Source organism: Ruegeria sp. CDSA193, from assembly GCF_059611885.1.
The window spans coordinates 90180-104024 of sequence record NZ_JBXWPN010000008.1 but is presented as its reverse complement, the minus strand read 5'-3'; the positions used below and the strand labels follow the sequence as shown (position 1 = coordinate 104024).

Below are 13845 nucleotides of genomic sequence, written 5' to 3'. Positions count from 1 at the left end.
CAAATTTTCACCGCTTTTGTTACAGCGTGTTACGTTAGCATTGAATCTGTTTCCGTTCGTTACAATGGACGAAGTTTGGGGCCAGAGAACAGGAGGAAGAACACTGTGAGCATTCCGCGGCTGTTGGTGGTGGATGACGACCCTGAAATGCGGTCGATGATGACCCAGTTCCTGCAACAGAATGGCTTCATTGCGCTGCCCGCCAGTTCCGAAAGCGAAATCCGCGCCCATCTCAAGTCGGGTCGGATCGACCTGATTCTATTGGATGTGATGCTGGGGGATGAAAACGGCGTTGATATCTGTGCCCGCCTGCGGGCCGAACAGGACGTGCCGATCATTCTGGTCTCGGCCTTGTCCGCCGATCATCAACGCATGGCCGGGTATGAGGTAGGCGCCGACGATTACATCGCCAAGCCTTTTAATCCGCAACTGATGCTGGCTCGCGTACGCGCCGTCATGCAACGGGCGCGTCGTACACCTTCGCTTGCCTATCGCCGTCGGACAAAAAGCTTTCGCTTTGATGGCTGGCTCTATGATGGCAAGCGCGACGAAGTGCATTCGCCGGACGGATATCTGGTTTCCCTGTCCCAACGCGAAACGGCGATGCTCAAGGTGTTTCTGGCCAACCCGCATATTCCGCTGACCCGGGATGAAATCGCCGCCGCCCTGGATGTAACCGGCGCGGCTGACAAGACCGAAAGCCAGGGACGCGCCATCGACATGCTGGTCGGGCGGCTGCGATCCAAGATCGAAGCCAACCCCAAAGACCCGCAAATGCTGAAGACCGAACGCGGTGTGGGCTATATCTTTGCCGCAGAGGTGTCTGTGGACGAAACCGCATGACCGTCCGCGCCACGCGCCTGCGCAGCCTGGGCTGGATCTGGACCTGCGCCGCTTTTACCTCGGGGTTGCTGGCCGCAGGCCTTTGGTTCGCCTCGGCCCGCGCATGGCAGGAATTCCAGACACGCGCCTATGTTGCCGGGTTCGCGGTCTATGAGGATTTGCGCATCGGTAAATCCCCACCGCCGGGCATCACCATTACTCCATTGCCACCCAAATCCGCCAGCCTGGCGGACGCCGGGCAGTTCGAACAACTCCCCGGGTTTTCGGATCGCAGCTTTGTCACCAACCTGTCGATCCTGACCGACAGCTCGGCACCGGTTTCGGGCCGAGAGTTGACGCTGGCTGTGATGTCAGACCGGCTGGTTTACCCGGTGTCCGACATCCTCTCCGGCATCGACCAGACCGGCCCAGAGAAAATGGGCAACCTGACCCGGCTTTTGGCGACCTATTGCAGCGAACCGATACTGATCGCCCGCTATGGGCGCGGCGCATGGCAACAGGTGGACGGGACAGATATCTGGGGATGCCGTGCAGCCCCAACCGACTTGCGTCTGCCCACGATTCTGGTCGCCATTGTCGCGCTGGCGGTGATCCTTACCTCGGTCGGCAATGTATCGGACAGTTTCACCCGCTTCTCTACTGCCTTGCGCGACCGCAAAAGACGGGGCGGGCCGAACAGCTATGAGGCCGATGGCCCGGCCGAGTTGCGCGACATCGTCTCGGCCGTGAACGAGCATCTGGACGCCGAGCGCATGCAGCTGGAAAAGCGCGCCACTGTCTTGTCGGGTGTCAGCCACGATCTGGGCACCCCGGCCACCCGCGTCCGGTTGCGTGCCGCTTTGATCCCGGATGTAGAGCTGCGCGAAAAGCTTGAGGCCGATGTCGATCAGATGACCGGCATGATCGAAAGCGTTCTGACCTACACAAGGTCCGAGCTGAGCATTGAGGAACCGCGGCAGATTTCACTGACATCGCTGGTCGAGGCTCTGGTCGCGGACTATCAGGATATGGGACTGCCGGTGACCCTGAAAAAGTTGGCCCCGGTGGCGGTACAGGGCGGCACGTCAGTTTTCATGTCGCGCCGAGGGCATGGATCACTGCCCGAGACCCGGAGAATGCTGGTCGTCGGCAGGCCAATTTCGCTGAAGCGCGCCCTGACCAACCTGATCGACAATGCGCTGAAATATGGGCGCCATGCCGAAGTTCAGCTGGAAACCGATGCCAAAATAGCAACCATCACCGTCGAGGACAAAGGGGCCGACCTGTCCGTCTCGGATATCGAAGCCCTGATGGCCCCGTTCCGGCGCGGGTCAAACACCGGGTCTTCGGATGGGTTTGGTCTGGGTCTGACAATCGCGGCGACAATCGCGGAACAGCATGGCGGCACGCTCAGCTTCGAAGCCGGAGAGCAAGGCCTGCGCGCACGTCTGCAGATCACCAGGCAGTGACGATTCATGTCATATAGCTACGCACCAGCGCGCTTGCGATCAGCGACCAGCCGTCGGCAATGACAAAGAAGGCTAGTTTGAACGGCAGCGACACTGTTGCAGGCGGAACCATCATCATCCCCATCGACATCAGCACAGCGGCCACCACAAGATCAATGATCAGAAACGGCAGGAAGATCAGAAACCCGATCTGAAAGGCCCGCGCGATCTCAGATAGCATGAAAGACGGCATCAGGATCGACAAAGGAGCCTCAGCCGACAGAGACACCGTATCACCCCCAGGGCGTAGGGCCGCCATGGCATGGAAGGTATCGGGATCAACTCGCCCTGCCATAAAGGCACGAAACGGCTGCAACGCGCGCTCCAACGCTGGTTCGACCTCCATCGTTTCTTCGACCATGGGGCGAATACCTGTGGTCCAGGCCTCCGAAAAGACAGGCTCCATGATGAAATAGGTCAGAAACAGTGCGAGGCTGACGATCAGCATGTTGGGGGGGGATTGCTGCAATCCGATCCCTTGCCGCAAGATGGCCAGAACGGTGATCAGGAACGGGAAACAGGTGATCATGATCGCCAGCCCAGGCGCGAGGCTGAGCACGGTAATAAGCAAAATCAACTGAATGGTGCGCGCGGAAATCGACCCGCCTTCGCCCAGTGACAGCGACACCTCTTGCGCGGCGGCCAGAGACGGCGTCAGCGTCAGCAGCACCGCCACCCAAAACAGGAAACGCATTACCCGATCCCGTTCTGCAGATCCGCGATTTCGGTTAGGCGCACGGCCAGTTGCCCGGCCTGATCACCCTCCATCTCTTCCAGCAGACCACGCGCCACGAGTTGGTCGCCAACATAGAGGTCCACAGGGTCTTCGATCCGCTTGTCCAAGGTAAGAACAGCGTTTTCACCCATACTCAGCAGATCGCGGATGAGCGGGCGGGCGCGGCCGACTGACACGGTTACCTCGATCGGAACGGTATCAAACGGGCTGGCTTTTTCGGGTTTGGGGGATTGCGGGTCACTCATTGTTCAATGCCTCTTTTGCCTCATACACGTAAGCGTCAAATGCTGAACGGATTGTCTCTAGCAAGGCGCTGCTATCCACCTCTCGCTGCGAGGTACCAACCTGCAGACGCGCCTGACCAGGCCCCAGAGACGGGTCCTCGACAACCCGTGTCGGGGTGGCCAATTCAGGGGGCAACAGCCCCTCGACCGCATCCGCGAAACCCGAAGGCACAAAGACCTGCATCGGCTGACCAATCTGTTCCCGGGCCATTTCGGTAAGCTGTTCGATTAGCCGCGGGGCCTGCCCCCGATCCAGGGTGTCCGGCAACACCAGATTGACGAGGCTCTGGAACATGGGCTCCAACGACAGTGTCATCCGGCTCGTCGCCTCGTGATAAGTAAAGGACATATCCTCAAGCGCGCGGGCGAGGTTGTCTGATACCTGTCCACGACCCTGTTCTTGGGCCTGAAGGGCATCGTCCCATCCGGCGCGATAGCCGTGTTCGAAGGCGCCTAGCCGCTGTTCCTCCAGCGCTTCTTCGTCCAGCAAATGAACTTTGCCGCCGCCTGCCTGTACGGTGAAATCCTCAAGAAGATGGGCTATCGACATCACGCACGCTCCTCACTTTCTTCAAGCCAACTGCGCAGGATTTCCACGGTCTCCTCCTGCTTGTCGCCGATCATGGCCCGCAGCCGATCAACCGGATCAGTGCCCGGATTTGCCGTCAGCGCGGGTACATCCCCCGGGGTATGTCCCGGAATAGCGGCGAATTGCCCGCCCTCTTCGGTCGCAATCTCACCGGTCAGAACCGCCTCGGGCTCTGGCGGCGATCCTGCTGGCAAAAGGGCGGGGGCAAGGGCCGGTTTCATCAGGATCGGACGGATCACGAACAATCCCAGCACCAGCATCACAATCGCCAGAACCGCCATTTGAACCAGCGACATGGCGTCGAAATGAATCTGCTGCCAGATCGAAGCGGAAACCACAGTTCCGCCAGGCTCTACTGCGGGCAGATCCAGCGATTTCAGGGTGATGACATCACCTCGTTCTGCATCGAACCCAACGGCCGAGGCCACAAGCTCACCCAATGCATCAAGCTCGGTCTGGGGCAAGGGCGCAAAGCTTTCGGCACCCGAGGCATCAACCGTCCGCGTTCCATTCACCAGAACTGCAACGGTCAGGCGCTTGATCGCACCGGGTGCGGTATGAACCTCTAGCTCCGTCTCGGACACCTCATAATTGACCCGTTCCCGTGTCTGTGTGGCATTCGAATTGGATGCATCCCCACCTGCGCCGTCGCCATCGGGCAGGTTCGACGCCACCGTGACATCGGACGATTGGTTCCGGGCGCTGTCAGACCGTTCCTCGACATCGGTGCTAATGGCCACGCGCCCCTTAGGATCAAAGCGCCTTTCACGGATGGATTCGATTTTAGTGACCGTATCAACACTGACCTCAACGACTGCATTTCCGGCCCCCACTCGGGCCTCAATCAGACGCAGGACCCGTTCGCGCAGCTGGCGCGACTTGTCATCCGCAGTATCTGCCGCAACCGCAGTCTCTTTTGCGCCAATGACCGCACCATTGGAATCAATCACCGCGACATTCTCGGGCGCGAGGCCACTGACGGCGGAGGAAACCAGAAACCTGATCGCCTTGGCCTGATCCGAAGTGATATCCGCACCCGAGGACACCAGATAGACCGAAGCCGTCGGCGCGACGCTGCGCTGAAACGGATTCGTCGACCCGTTGGCAATATGCACGCGCGCCTGACTTATGTGAGGGCTGCCGACAATCGTGCGCGCAAGCTCACCCTCTTTCGCACGCCAATAGGCCGCATCGAACATTTGCGAGGTGGTGCCAAAGCCGCTGAGTGAATCCAAAAGCTCATACCCGCGGTTCCCGTTCGCAGGCAGGCCTTCGCTGGCCAGAGTCATGCGCAATTCGTCCCGCTGCGAGCCGGGCACGTAAATCGAACCGCCTCGAATCTCATACTGTACGCCGCGCTGATCCAGTGATCGAACGATATCCCCCGCCGCGCCGCTTTCCAGCCCGGCATAGAGTAGGGTCATCGACGGCGCCGTCGCCAACCGCGACATCGCAAGGACCCCCAAAAACACCAGCACGACTGCACCGGCGACAATGATTTGCTTTCGCCTGTCCAAACTTGCCCAGACAGTTCCGATCTGCTGCACGCTCACCTCCGACTCGCCGACATTCTGCCCGGCGCATCCCCTGTTTGGACGATTGCCCTTAACAATCGGTTAGTCCCTGCCGGGTTATGACATCCCCAGACTGAATGAATGAGGACGTCATGACTGACGCGACTGCAGAACAGGCAGAAGCCCCGGAAAAATCGGGGAAAAAAGGATTGATCATTGGGGTGATTCTGGCCGTTGCCGGGGCTGCGGGCGGGTATTTCCTGACCACTTCGGGACTCCTGCCATTTGGCGGCCAACCAGCCGCGGAAGACGCCAAGGAAAAAGACAAAGGGACCGAGGTTAAAGCCCTGCCTGAGGTTGGTTTTATCGACCTGCCGGCGGTGATCGTCTCGGTCAATGCTGGCGATTCGCGGCACCTGAAATTCCATGCCCAGCTTGAGGTGAACAGCAGCTACGCCTCGGATGTCGAGAAGATGAAGCCTCGTATCATGGATGTTCTGAACGGGTACCTGCGGGCGGTCGAAGTGTCGGATCTGGAGGATTCGCTCGCACTGATGCGCATTCGCGGTCACCTTTTGCGTCGCATTGGAATCGTCGTCGGGGAAGGGCGCGTGCGCGATGTCCTCGTGATGGAATTCGTATTGAATTAGGAGGCCGAGATGGAGCTGATTGCAGATACTTTGCTGGTCGCAGGTGCGCTGGGCGCGGGTCTTTACTGTTTTGTGCTGTCCCGTCGGTTAAAGCGGTTCACTAATCTGGAACAAGGTGTAGGTGGCGCGGTCGCTGTCCTGTCATCCCAGGCGGATGAGCTGAAGAAGTCGCTTGATTCGGCACGAACTGCTTCGGACCAGTCGGGCCTTGTACTTGAGGCCCTGACCCAAAGGGCGGAATCGGTTGCTCAGCGGCTCGAACTGATGATGGCTTCGATGCATGATGTCATTCCGGCCGAAGAACCCGCCAATGACATCAAGGTTGAAGATCCCAAGCCGCAAGAACCCAAGGCCGAGGAACCAACGACGGATCCTGTGCCTGAAGAGGTTCCAATCGAGGCGGTGGAAAAGCCAGAGGATCCTGCTGCGCCCAAATTTGAGGACACTCAGGAAAAGCGCCCGGGCGGGCTGATGTTTTTCCGCCACGACCGCAATAGCGGAGAGGCCGCGACATGAGCGGACACGTTGTAGAGAAACGACCAAGAAGCGGTGTCCTGACAGTTATTTCACTGTTGATGCTTGGGTCAGCCGCGATTCGGCTGGGGTTTGAGGCTGCACCAGCCCTGGCAAAAGGGGCCGAGCAGGCAGAAGCAAAACCAAAAGAGACCCCAGCAGAGCTGCCCGGAGCCCGGATACTGCTGACCGAATTGCTGCGGCGCGAAGAAGCGTTGAAAAAACGCGAAGCCACAGCCATTGATCGGGAAAAGGCGCTGGCCATTGCCGATGAGGCCATCGAGACCCGCCTGGCCGCCCTGCAGCAGGCAGAAGAGGCGCTGCGTGAGACGCTGGCCATTGCAGAAAAAGCGGCTGAGACAGACCTTACGCGCCTGACGGATGTCTATCAGAACATGAAGCCGAAAGATGCGGCCGCCCTGTTTGAAACGATGGACCCGACCTTTGCCGCCGGATTCCTGTCACGGATGCCGCCCGATGCCGCAGCCGGTGTTTTGGCAGGCCTGAACCCCGAGGCTGCCTATACAATCAGCGTGATTATGGCCGGGCGAAACGCTTCGGCTCCGCAGGAGTAGCCCCCATGATTTTCAACCCTGCATCGGAATTCGCCGGAGACCTCTTATGATCGGAATTGTCGGAATTGTCGTTATTTTCGTCATGGTGTTCGGCGGCTATTTGGCGGCTGGCGGGAAAATGACCATCATCATGAAATCCCTGCCGTTTGAAATGATGATGATTGGTGGCGCTGCGGTCGGCGCATTTATGATCAGCAATGACCTGAGCGCCGTGAAGCACACGATCAAGGATATGGCAAAAGTATTCAAAGGTCCTAAATGGAAACCAGATGACTACCGTGACCTGCTGTGCCTGTTGTTTTCGCTGATCCGTATCGCCAAGGCCAACCCGGTCGAGGTTGAACAGCATATCGAAGACCCCGAAAACTCGCCTCTGTTTTCGACTTATCCGAAAATTCAGGCCGACAAAGAAGCCGTCGATTTGATCTGCGACACGATGCGGGCTGCCTCTTTGAATTATGACGATCCCCACCAGGTCGAAGAGGTGCTGGAAAAGCGGATGGAGGCGAATTTTCACCACGCCATGCACTCTAGCCACGCGCTACAGACTGTTGCTGACGGCCTGCCCGCACTTGGAATTGTTGCGGCAGTTCTGGGCGTTATCAAAACGATGGGCTCGATTGATCAACCCCCAGAAGTGTTGGGAAAGCTGATCGGTGGCGCTTTGGTCGGGACGTTCCTGGGGGTCTTTCTGGCTTATGGGCTGGTCGGCCCATTTGCAGGAAAACTCAAATCCGTGGTGGAGGAAGACAATCATTTCTATCAGTTGATCAAAGAGGTTCTGGTTGCCAACCTGCACAACCACAACCCTGCCATGTGCATCGAAGTCGGACGGCAGAACACTCCCACCCATAACAGGCCGGGTTTCTCAGAACTTGAAGAGGCCTTGAAAGAGCTAAAGCAGGCAGCGGCATGATCCGATACGCCCTAATGGTTTCAGCGGCGCTTACGGCCGCTGGACAGGCTGGCGCGCGCGACATTTCTGTGCGATCGGGCGAGCATGACGGATATACGCGTCTTGTTGTGCAGGTGCCCCCGGGTACGGAATGGGGTCTGAAGCAAACGAAGAATGGCGCAAGACTCGACATAGCGCTTTTTGATGCCGAATTTCAGACCGGGGCAGTGTTTCAGCGGCTGTCGCAGAACCGTCTGTCTGCGATCTCACAGACCAACCCGGGTGATGCGTTAGAGATGGAATTCGGCTGCGACTGCTTTGCCACCGCATTTCTGCATCAAAACACGATGATCGTTGTGGATATTGCGCCGGGGGCAGCCCTTCCACCGATCAGCAGCGACATTCCACCCCCAACGCTGCCCAAAACGGCAGTGGTAAACGCCCCGCTGCCCGGGCCACAGGCGCTTGATCCTCTGGTATTGCCGCTTTTGAATCTCAATGCGCAGGTATTTGAGGACCAGCTATCGACGCGATTGTTGCAGGGCGCTGACCGAGATCTGGTTGATCTTGAACTATCTCAGATTGGGCCCAGGAACTCGAATGGCAATCAATCGCTCGACATGCCACCGCGTATGGACCTGAACATCGCAGTTACGTCGGTACTGGACGATCTGGATGGCTTGCTGGGACCATCCATTCCACAACTGGAGAAGAAACCGGCCTGCATTTCCAGCGCCGAGCTAGGCTTTGACAGCTGGTCCGATGGGCGCCTGTTCCCCGAACAAGTGGCAGAGCTGCGCACTGGCCTGTTTCAGGAGTTCGATCGCGTTGACAAAGAACGGGCCATGAAGCTTGCCAAGCTCTATGCGTATTTCGGCTTCGGTGCCGAGGCGGTTCGCAGCCTTGGCTGGATGGGTGAAGAGACGCCGGAAACGAACCGGATTTCTGCGATTGCCGCTGTTCTGGACGACCGGCCACTGAAAGGGTCAAATCCATTCCGCGACCTACAGCGTTGCGAAAGTGACGCCGCAATCTGGGCCGCTCTGACCGAGGGTAAGCTTGCGGAGGATGCCCAGATAAGGGTTATGGAACAATCCTTTGCGCGACTACCGGATCATCTGCGTCGGCAAGTCGGACCTATGCTGTCCGACATTTTCGTTGCAGCCCAAAAACTTGAAGCCGCGCGGCGCGTCTTGCGGGCTGTTGATCGCATCGAAACCAAACCCAGCCCCGGCGCGATTCAGGCCGAGGCCGGTGTTGCAAAGGCCGAAGGTAATCAGGAAAAATCCGAAACCTTGCTGAAAGACGTGGTGGGCAGCTCGGAAGCGGGGCTCGAAGCGCCTCTGGCGCTGGCGCGACTGATTGAACAGCGGTGGGCGGAACGCGGGTCAGCCTCCGCCCGGGAGCTCGAACTTGCCGCATCTTACACGGTCGAATTGCGCCGATCTGAGATCGGCCCACTTATGCAACGGACATATGCGCTGGCGCTGAGTTTGGGCCAAGAGTTCGACCAGTCTTTTGATCTGTTAGAAGATATTCCGAATTCAGCTGAAACGCTGGACCGGGCCGTTCAAGTACTGACTGCGCGCGCCGACGACGATACTTTTTTGCGGCGCATCTTCAACCTGCCCGAACCGATGGCACAATCGCTGAAAACCGAAACCGCAATCTCCATTGCCGAAAGGTTGGCATCGCTGGGGTTTGCCCGTCCAACGCTATTTTGGTCCAACCGACCTCAGGACACTATCAGGCGAAAGGACCGAGCCCTTTTGCGCGCGCAGGCGGCATTGTTGTCCGGCCAGCCACACAAAGCCTTGCTGGAGTTAGGGGATGACCCCTCGGACAAGGCCATGTCACTGCGGGCGCAGGCCGATCTGGATATAGGTGAGTTTGAAAATGCAGGGCGGGTATTGTTGCAGTTTGACAGGGTGAACGAAGCAGAAAGATTGTTCTGGCTTTCTGATATGGAAGACGTCCCGCAGCCTGAGGTCGACCAAAAATTTGGACAGGTCAGGCGGGCGACTCTGGCATTGGCAGAACCTGTAACCAGGATTGAAGAACGACCATTGGCGGATGCAACTGCCCTGCTTGAAAACACGGCCAACGCACGAGAGAACATCGCTCAGCTTCTCGCACTTGTGAGGGCGGACTGAAACGTCTGGGAAAAACTCAGGGTGGCCACTTAGTCAGGGCTGATCTCCTGACGAACCGCGGCATCCAATGCCCTGTTCCCGAGGGAAAACCCCATGAACAGAGCCTGAATTGGTGGATTTAGTCAGTAAGGCGCCTCGACGTCATTCATCGAAACATAGACCGTTTTCATCTCGCTGAAATGATTGATTGCCAATTTCGAGTTTTCCCGCCCGACCCCAGACATTTTTGACCCGCCAAACGGGGCTTCAACCGGTGCGAGGTTGTAGGTGTTGATATAGCAGGTGCCCGCCTCGAACGCGGCCACGATACGATGGGCTCGGGTCAGATCTTTGGTGAACACACCGGCTGCCAGACCGAATTCGGTGTTATTGGCGCGGGCCATCACCTCTTCCTCGGTTTCGAAATCCAACACTGACATAACCGGGCCGAAGATTTCCTCGCGCGCGATGGCCATGTCATCGGTCACATCGGCAAAGACGGCGGGCTGAATGTAGAACCCGTCACCTTCGATACGCGCACCGCCATAGACCAAACGCGCACCTTCTGCCTTGCCTTTTTCAACATAACCCAGAGCGATATTCATCTGGTTTTCGCTAACCATCGGACCGAAATTAACCTCTTCATCCATCGGGTCGCCGATTTTCACATTCGCCAGACGCTGGGACAGGCGATCGAGGAAGGCTTCTTTGATGCCTTTGTGTACAAAAACGCGGGTGCCGTTGGAACAGACCTGACCCGAGGAGTAGAAATTCCCCAAAATGGCGCCAGACACGGCGTTTTCGATATCTGCATCGTCGAACACGATCATGGGGGACTTGCCGCCTAGTTCCATCGTGACATGCTTCATGCCATCGGCTGCTGCGGCATAAACCTTGCGCCCTGTCGGTACCGATCCGGTCAGCGAGACCTTGGCAACACGGGGGTCCGTCACAAGTGATGCGCCCACATCGCCATAACCCTGAATTACGTTATAGACACCCTTTGGTGCCCCGGCCTCGACCAGGATTTCGGCCACTTGCAGAGCAGACAAGGGCGTGGTCTCGGAAGGCTTGAATACCATCGTGTTGCCGCAGGCCAAAGCAGGCGCGCCTTTCCAGCAGGCAATCTGGGTTGGATAGTTCCACGCGCCGATTCCGACGCAAACCCCAAGCGCCTCACGGATCGTATAGACGAAATCCCCACCACCCAGCGGGATATGCTCGCCGGTCAGCGAGGCCGCCAAACCTCCGAAATACTCCAACGCATCGGCCCCGCTAGTAGCGTCGGCAACCAAAGTTTCCTGCAGCGGTTTTCCAGTATCGTGGGTTTCGATGATCGACAGATCACGATTGCGTTCGCGCATGATGTCCGCGGCGCGGCGCAGAACACGGCCCCTTTCGGTCCCAGACATCGCGGCCCAGTCTGCCTGTGCCGATTTTGCACTGTTTAGAGCCTGATCTATGATCTGCGGAGTAGCAGAATGCAGCCGTGCGATCACTTCCCCTGTTGCGGGGTAGATCACGTCTATGGGTGCTCCGGTCGTGTCGTCGACATATTCACCGTTGATGAAATGGCTCGCCTTGGGCTGAAATCTCATTGTGGGGATTCCCTGATCAGAAGCTGTTTCCTCCGCGTTTATATTTTATTGACTCGGCAGTCAATAAAACTGATCCAGAGCGATTTCCTGCCAATTCCAACAGGCCACGGCTTGAAATTTTCGGTTAATGTTCTATTTATGTTCTACATAGTCAGAGGATCAACCGATGGCCCATTCATTGCGAAACACCGCCCCGCACGGCCCGACAAACGACTATCACCTGCTGCCCGCCACCGATCGGCAGATACGCTATGCCCGCGCCATCGCGGAGCAAACTGCTCTTGAGATTCCGGTCGAGGCGCAGCGCGACCGTCAGTCCATGTCTGCCTGGATTTCCAAACACAAACCTGATGATCCCTCGCCATTTGCAAATTACCCGACCGGCAAGCAGGTTACCTTTGCCGAACGTATCTCGCGCAGCAAACGCCGCCCAATCCCGTCGGAGTGCTTTCGCGACAAACAGATGATGTCGCGTTGGATAGATCAAAACAAATAGACGAAATCAGAGCCTAATCCGGACTATGATTGCGGGCATACAACGCCACCGCCGCCGCGACGAACAGGCCCAGTAGGATATAGCCGGTCACCGCCTCGGCCACGGCCAGGGCGCGGCACAGCCCGGTTGGGGACATATCGCCGTACCCAACGGTGGTGAATGTAACATAAGAAAAATACAGGATATCAGCGGGCCCTTGCGCCCCGATGACGCAGTTATCCTGGTACCCGAATGCGCCATAGGCAGCGGCGAACAGGAACGGAACGACCTGAATAAAGGACACACCCATCAAAAACAGAATGCGGCGCGGTGATTTCACCTGAGTCATATAGAACCAGGATTGAGACACCATCCACACAACCAGCCCCACAGAGGCGATCGTACCGATCGTGTCACCTGCGGTGCCCTCGCTCAGACGGGACAGACCGAACCATGCGAGGAAACTGGCAACCACCATTGCGGCTGCCGCCAGCAGCGTTGATTTCCATTCTTCCAAAGTCGTGGGTTTTCGGGACATGGAACCTCCAACGCGCTGAAATCTCCGGGATTATCCGGTGGACTGTCCTGCGTGGCAACCAGATTTCAGAAAATCAGTCCGTGCCCAGATGTTCCTGTCCCCGCTGACGTGCCAGCAGGATCTGTTTTTGACGTTCCCGGAACCGGGTTTTGTCGACCTCAGAGGTTTCCTCTATGCATTGATGGCAGGACACGCCGTGTTCGTATTCGGCACGTTTCACATCCTCAGGCAGGATCGGGCGACGGCAGCCATGGCACAGGTTGTGCGGCCCTTCGACCAGCCCATGCCCAACGGATACGCGGTTGTCGAACACAAAGCATTCGCCCTGCCAGGTGCTGTTCTCGACGGGCATTTCCTCGAGATACCGCAGGATGCCACCTTTCAGGTGATAGACATCCTCGACCCCCTGACCCAACAGGTAATTGGTGGATTTCTCACACCGGATGCCACCCGTGCAGAACATCGCCACACGCTTATTGTGGAACCGGTCCTTGTTTTCTTCCCACCAGGTGGGGAATTCACGAAAACTGCTTGTTTCAGGGTCTAACGCGCCCTCAAACGTACCGATTGCCACCTCGTAATCATTTCGGGTGTCGATCACCACCACATCATCCGAGCGGATCAGATCATTCCAGTCTTCGGGCTCGACATAATTGCCGACACGGGCGCGCGGATCGATGTCCGGTTGGCCCATGGTCACGATCTCTTTTTTCAGGCGTACCTTGATCTTGCCAAATGGCGGTTGGTCAGACGTGGCCTCTTTCCACTCCAGATCAGCACAGCCGGGCAGCGCACGGATATGGGCCAGAACCGCGTCAATGCCAGCGCGGGGTCCGGCAATAGTGCCATTGATCCCTTCCTGTGCCAGCAAGAGCGTCCCTTTGACCGATTGCGCGCGGCACAGCTCAAGCAAGGGCGCACGAAGGGCTTCGTGGTTGGCGAACCGGGTGAAATGATAGAGAGCAGCGATCGTATACATGCGCGCGGTCTAAACCCGCGCGGACAGAGTCGCAAGA

15 protein-coding genes are annotated in these 13845 nt (G+C 57.8%); 8 read left to right on the top strand and 7 right to left on the bottom strand.

What is annotated here, in order from left to right:
- Positions 1-105: 105 nt before the first annotated feature.
- On the top strand, positions 106-843 hold the full coding sequence (locus AC2FLG_RS15875) for a response regulator transcription factor (RefSeq protein WP_496702522.1): 738 nt from the start codon (positions 106-108) through the stop codon (positions 841-843).
- On the top strand, positions 840-2291 hold the full coding sequence (locus tag AC2FLG_RS15870; RefSeq protein ID WP_496706998.1) for a sensor histidine kinase: 1452 nt from the start codon (positions 840-842) through the stop codon (positions 2289-2291). The genes AC2FLG_RS15875 and AC2FLG_RS15870 overlap by 4 nt, the downstream gene beginning before the upstream one ends.
- A 4-nt stretch (positions 2292-2295) precedes the next feature.
- On the opposite strand, the gene fliP is transcribed toward AC2FLG_RS15870, so the two are convergent.
- From fliP to fliF, 4 genes are read right to left on the bottom strand one after another with little or no spacing between them, the layout of a single operon-like run.
- Positions 2296-3024, bottom strand: a complete 729-nt coding sequence (gene fliP, locus AC2FLG_RS15865; protein ID WP_496692770.1) for a flagellar type III secretion system pore protein FliP — start codon at positions 3022-3024, stop codon at positions 2296-2298.
- Positions 3024-3311, bottom strand: coding sequence for a FliM/FliN family flagellar motor switch protein (locus AC2FLG_RS15860; RefSeq protein WP_142638642.1), 288 nt, complete (start codon positions 3309-3311; stop codon positions 3024-3026). Before AC2FLG_RS15860 ends, fliP begins: the two co-directional genes overlap by 1 nt.
- Complete coding sequence (locus AC2FLG_RS15855) at positions 3304-3900, bottom strand: FliH/SctL family protein (RefSeq protein WP_496706996.1); 597 nt, start codon at positions 3898-3900, stop codon at positions 3304-3306. The genes AC2FLG_RS15860 and AC2FLG_RS15855 overlap by 8 nt, the downstream gene beginning before the upstream one ends.
- The gene (gene fliF / locus AC2FLG_RS15850; RefSeq protein ID WP_496706994.1) at positions 3900-5486 is read right to left on the bottom strand and encodes a flagellar basal-body MS-ring/collar protein FliF; all 1587 of its coding nucleotides are present in this window, start codon (positions 5484-5486) and stop codon (positions 3900-3902) included. The genes AC2FLG_RS15855 and fliF overlap by 1 nt, the downstream gene beginning before the upstream one ends.
- A 119-nt stretch (positions 5487-5605) precedes the next feature.
- Between fliF and AC2FLG_RS15845 the strand changes: the two genes are divergently transcribed.
- Genes AC2FLG_RS15845 through AC2FLG_RS15825 form a run of 5 tightly spaced genes read left to right on the top strand, consistent with a single transcriptional unit; the run spans position 5606 to position 10239 of the window.
- Positions 5606-6103: a flagellar basal body-associated FliL family protein gene (locus AC2FLG_RS15845; protein ID WP_496702517.1), complete on the top strand. Its 498-nt coding sequence runs from the start codon at positions 5606-5608 to the stop codon at positions 6101-6103.
- A 9-nt stretch (positions 6104-6112) separates the two neighbouring features.
- On the top strand, positions 6113-6619 hold the full coding sequence (locus AC2FLG_RS15840; RefSeq protein WP_496706992.1) for a hypothetical protein: 507 nt from the start codon (positions 6113-6115) through the stop codon (positions 6617-6619).
- Positions 6616-7191 (top strand): MotE family protein, encoded by a 576-nt coding sequence (locus AC2FLG_RS15835; RefSeq protein ID WP_496706991.1) that lies wholly within the window; start codon positions 6616-6618, stop codon positions 7189-7191. The genes AC2FLG_RS15840 and AC2FLG_RS15835 overlap by 4 nt, the downstream gene beginning before the upstream one ends.
- A gap of 46 nt (positions 7192-7237) precedes the next feature.
- On the top strand, positions 7238-8107 hold the full coding sequence (gene motA / locus AC2FLG_RS15830; protein WP_496678419.1) for a flagellar motor stator protein MotA: 870 nt from the start codon (positions 7238-7240) through the stop codon (positions 8105-8107).
- Positions 8104-10239, top strand: a complete 2136-nt coding sequence (locus tag AC2FLG_RS15825) for a hypothetical protein (protein WP_496706989.1) — start codon at positions 8104-8106, stop codon at positions 10237-10239. The genes motA and AC2FLG_RS15825 overlap by 4 nt, the downstream gene beginning before the upstream one ends.
- Positions 10240-10361: 122 nt before the next feature.
- Here the strand turns inward: AC2FLG_RS15825 and betB are convergent, their stop codons facing one another.
- Entirely contained in the window at positions 10362-11816 is a 1455-nt protein-coding gene (betB, locus tag AC2FLG_RS15820; RefSeq protein ID WP_281995702.1) for a betaine-aldehyde dehydrogenase, read from the bottom strand.
- 166 nt (positions 11817-11982) lie between these two features.
- On the opposite strand from betB, the gene AC2FLG_RS15815 reads away from it, so the two are divergent.
- The gene (locus tag AC2FLG_RS15815) at positions 11983-12312 is read left to right on the top strand and encodes a hypothetical protein (protein ID WP_142638625.1); all 330 of its coding nucleotides are present in this window, start codon (positions 11983-11985) and stop codon (positions 12310-12312) included.
- Positions 12313-12325: 13 nt separating this feature from the next.
- Here AC2FLG_RS15815 and AC2FLG_RS15810 read toward each other — a convergent pair whose 3' ends face one another.
- Together AC2FLG_RS15810 and trhO are read right to left on the bottom strand one after the other, a co-directional pair.
- On the bottom strand, positions 12326-12829 hold the full coding sequence (locus AC2FLG_RS15810; RefSeq protein ID WP_281973307.1) for a potassium channel family protein: 504 nt from the start codon (positions 12827-12829) through the stop codon (positions 12326-12328).
- 73 nt (positions 12830-12902) lie between these two features.
- Positions 12903-13808 carry an oxygen-dependent tRNA uridine(34) hydroxylase TrhO gene (trhO, locus tag AC2FLG_RS15805; RefSeq protein WP_496692777.1) on the bottom strand — a complete coding sequence of 302 codons (906 nt, stop codon included), beginning with the start codon at positions 13806-13808 and terminating at the stop codon, positions 12903-12905.
- Between the last annotated feature and the right edge of the window lie 37 nt (positions 13809-13845).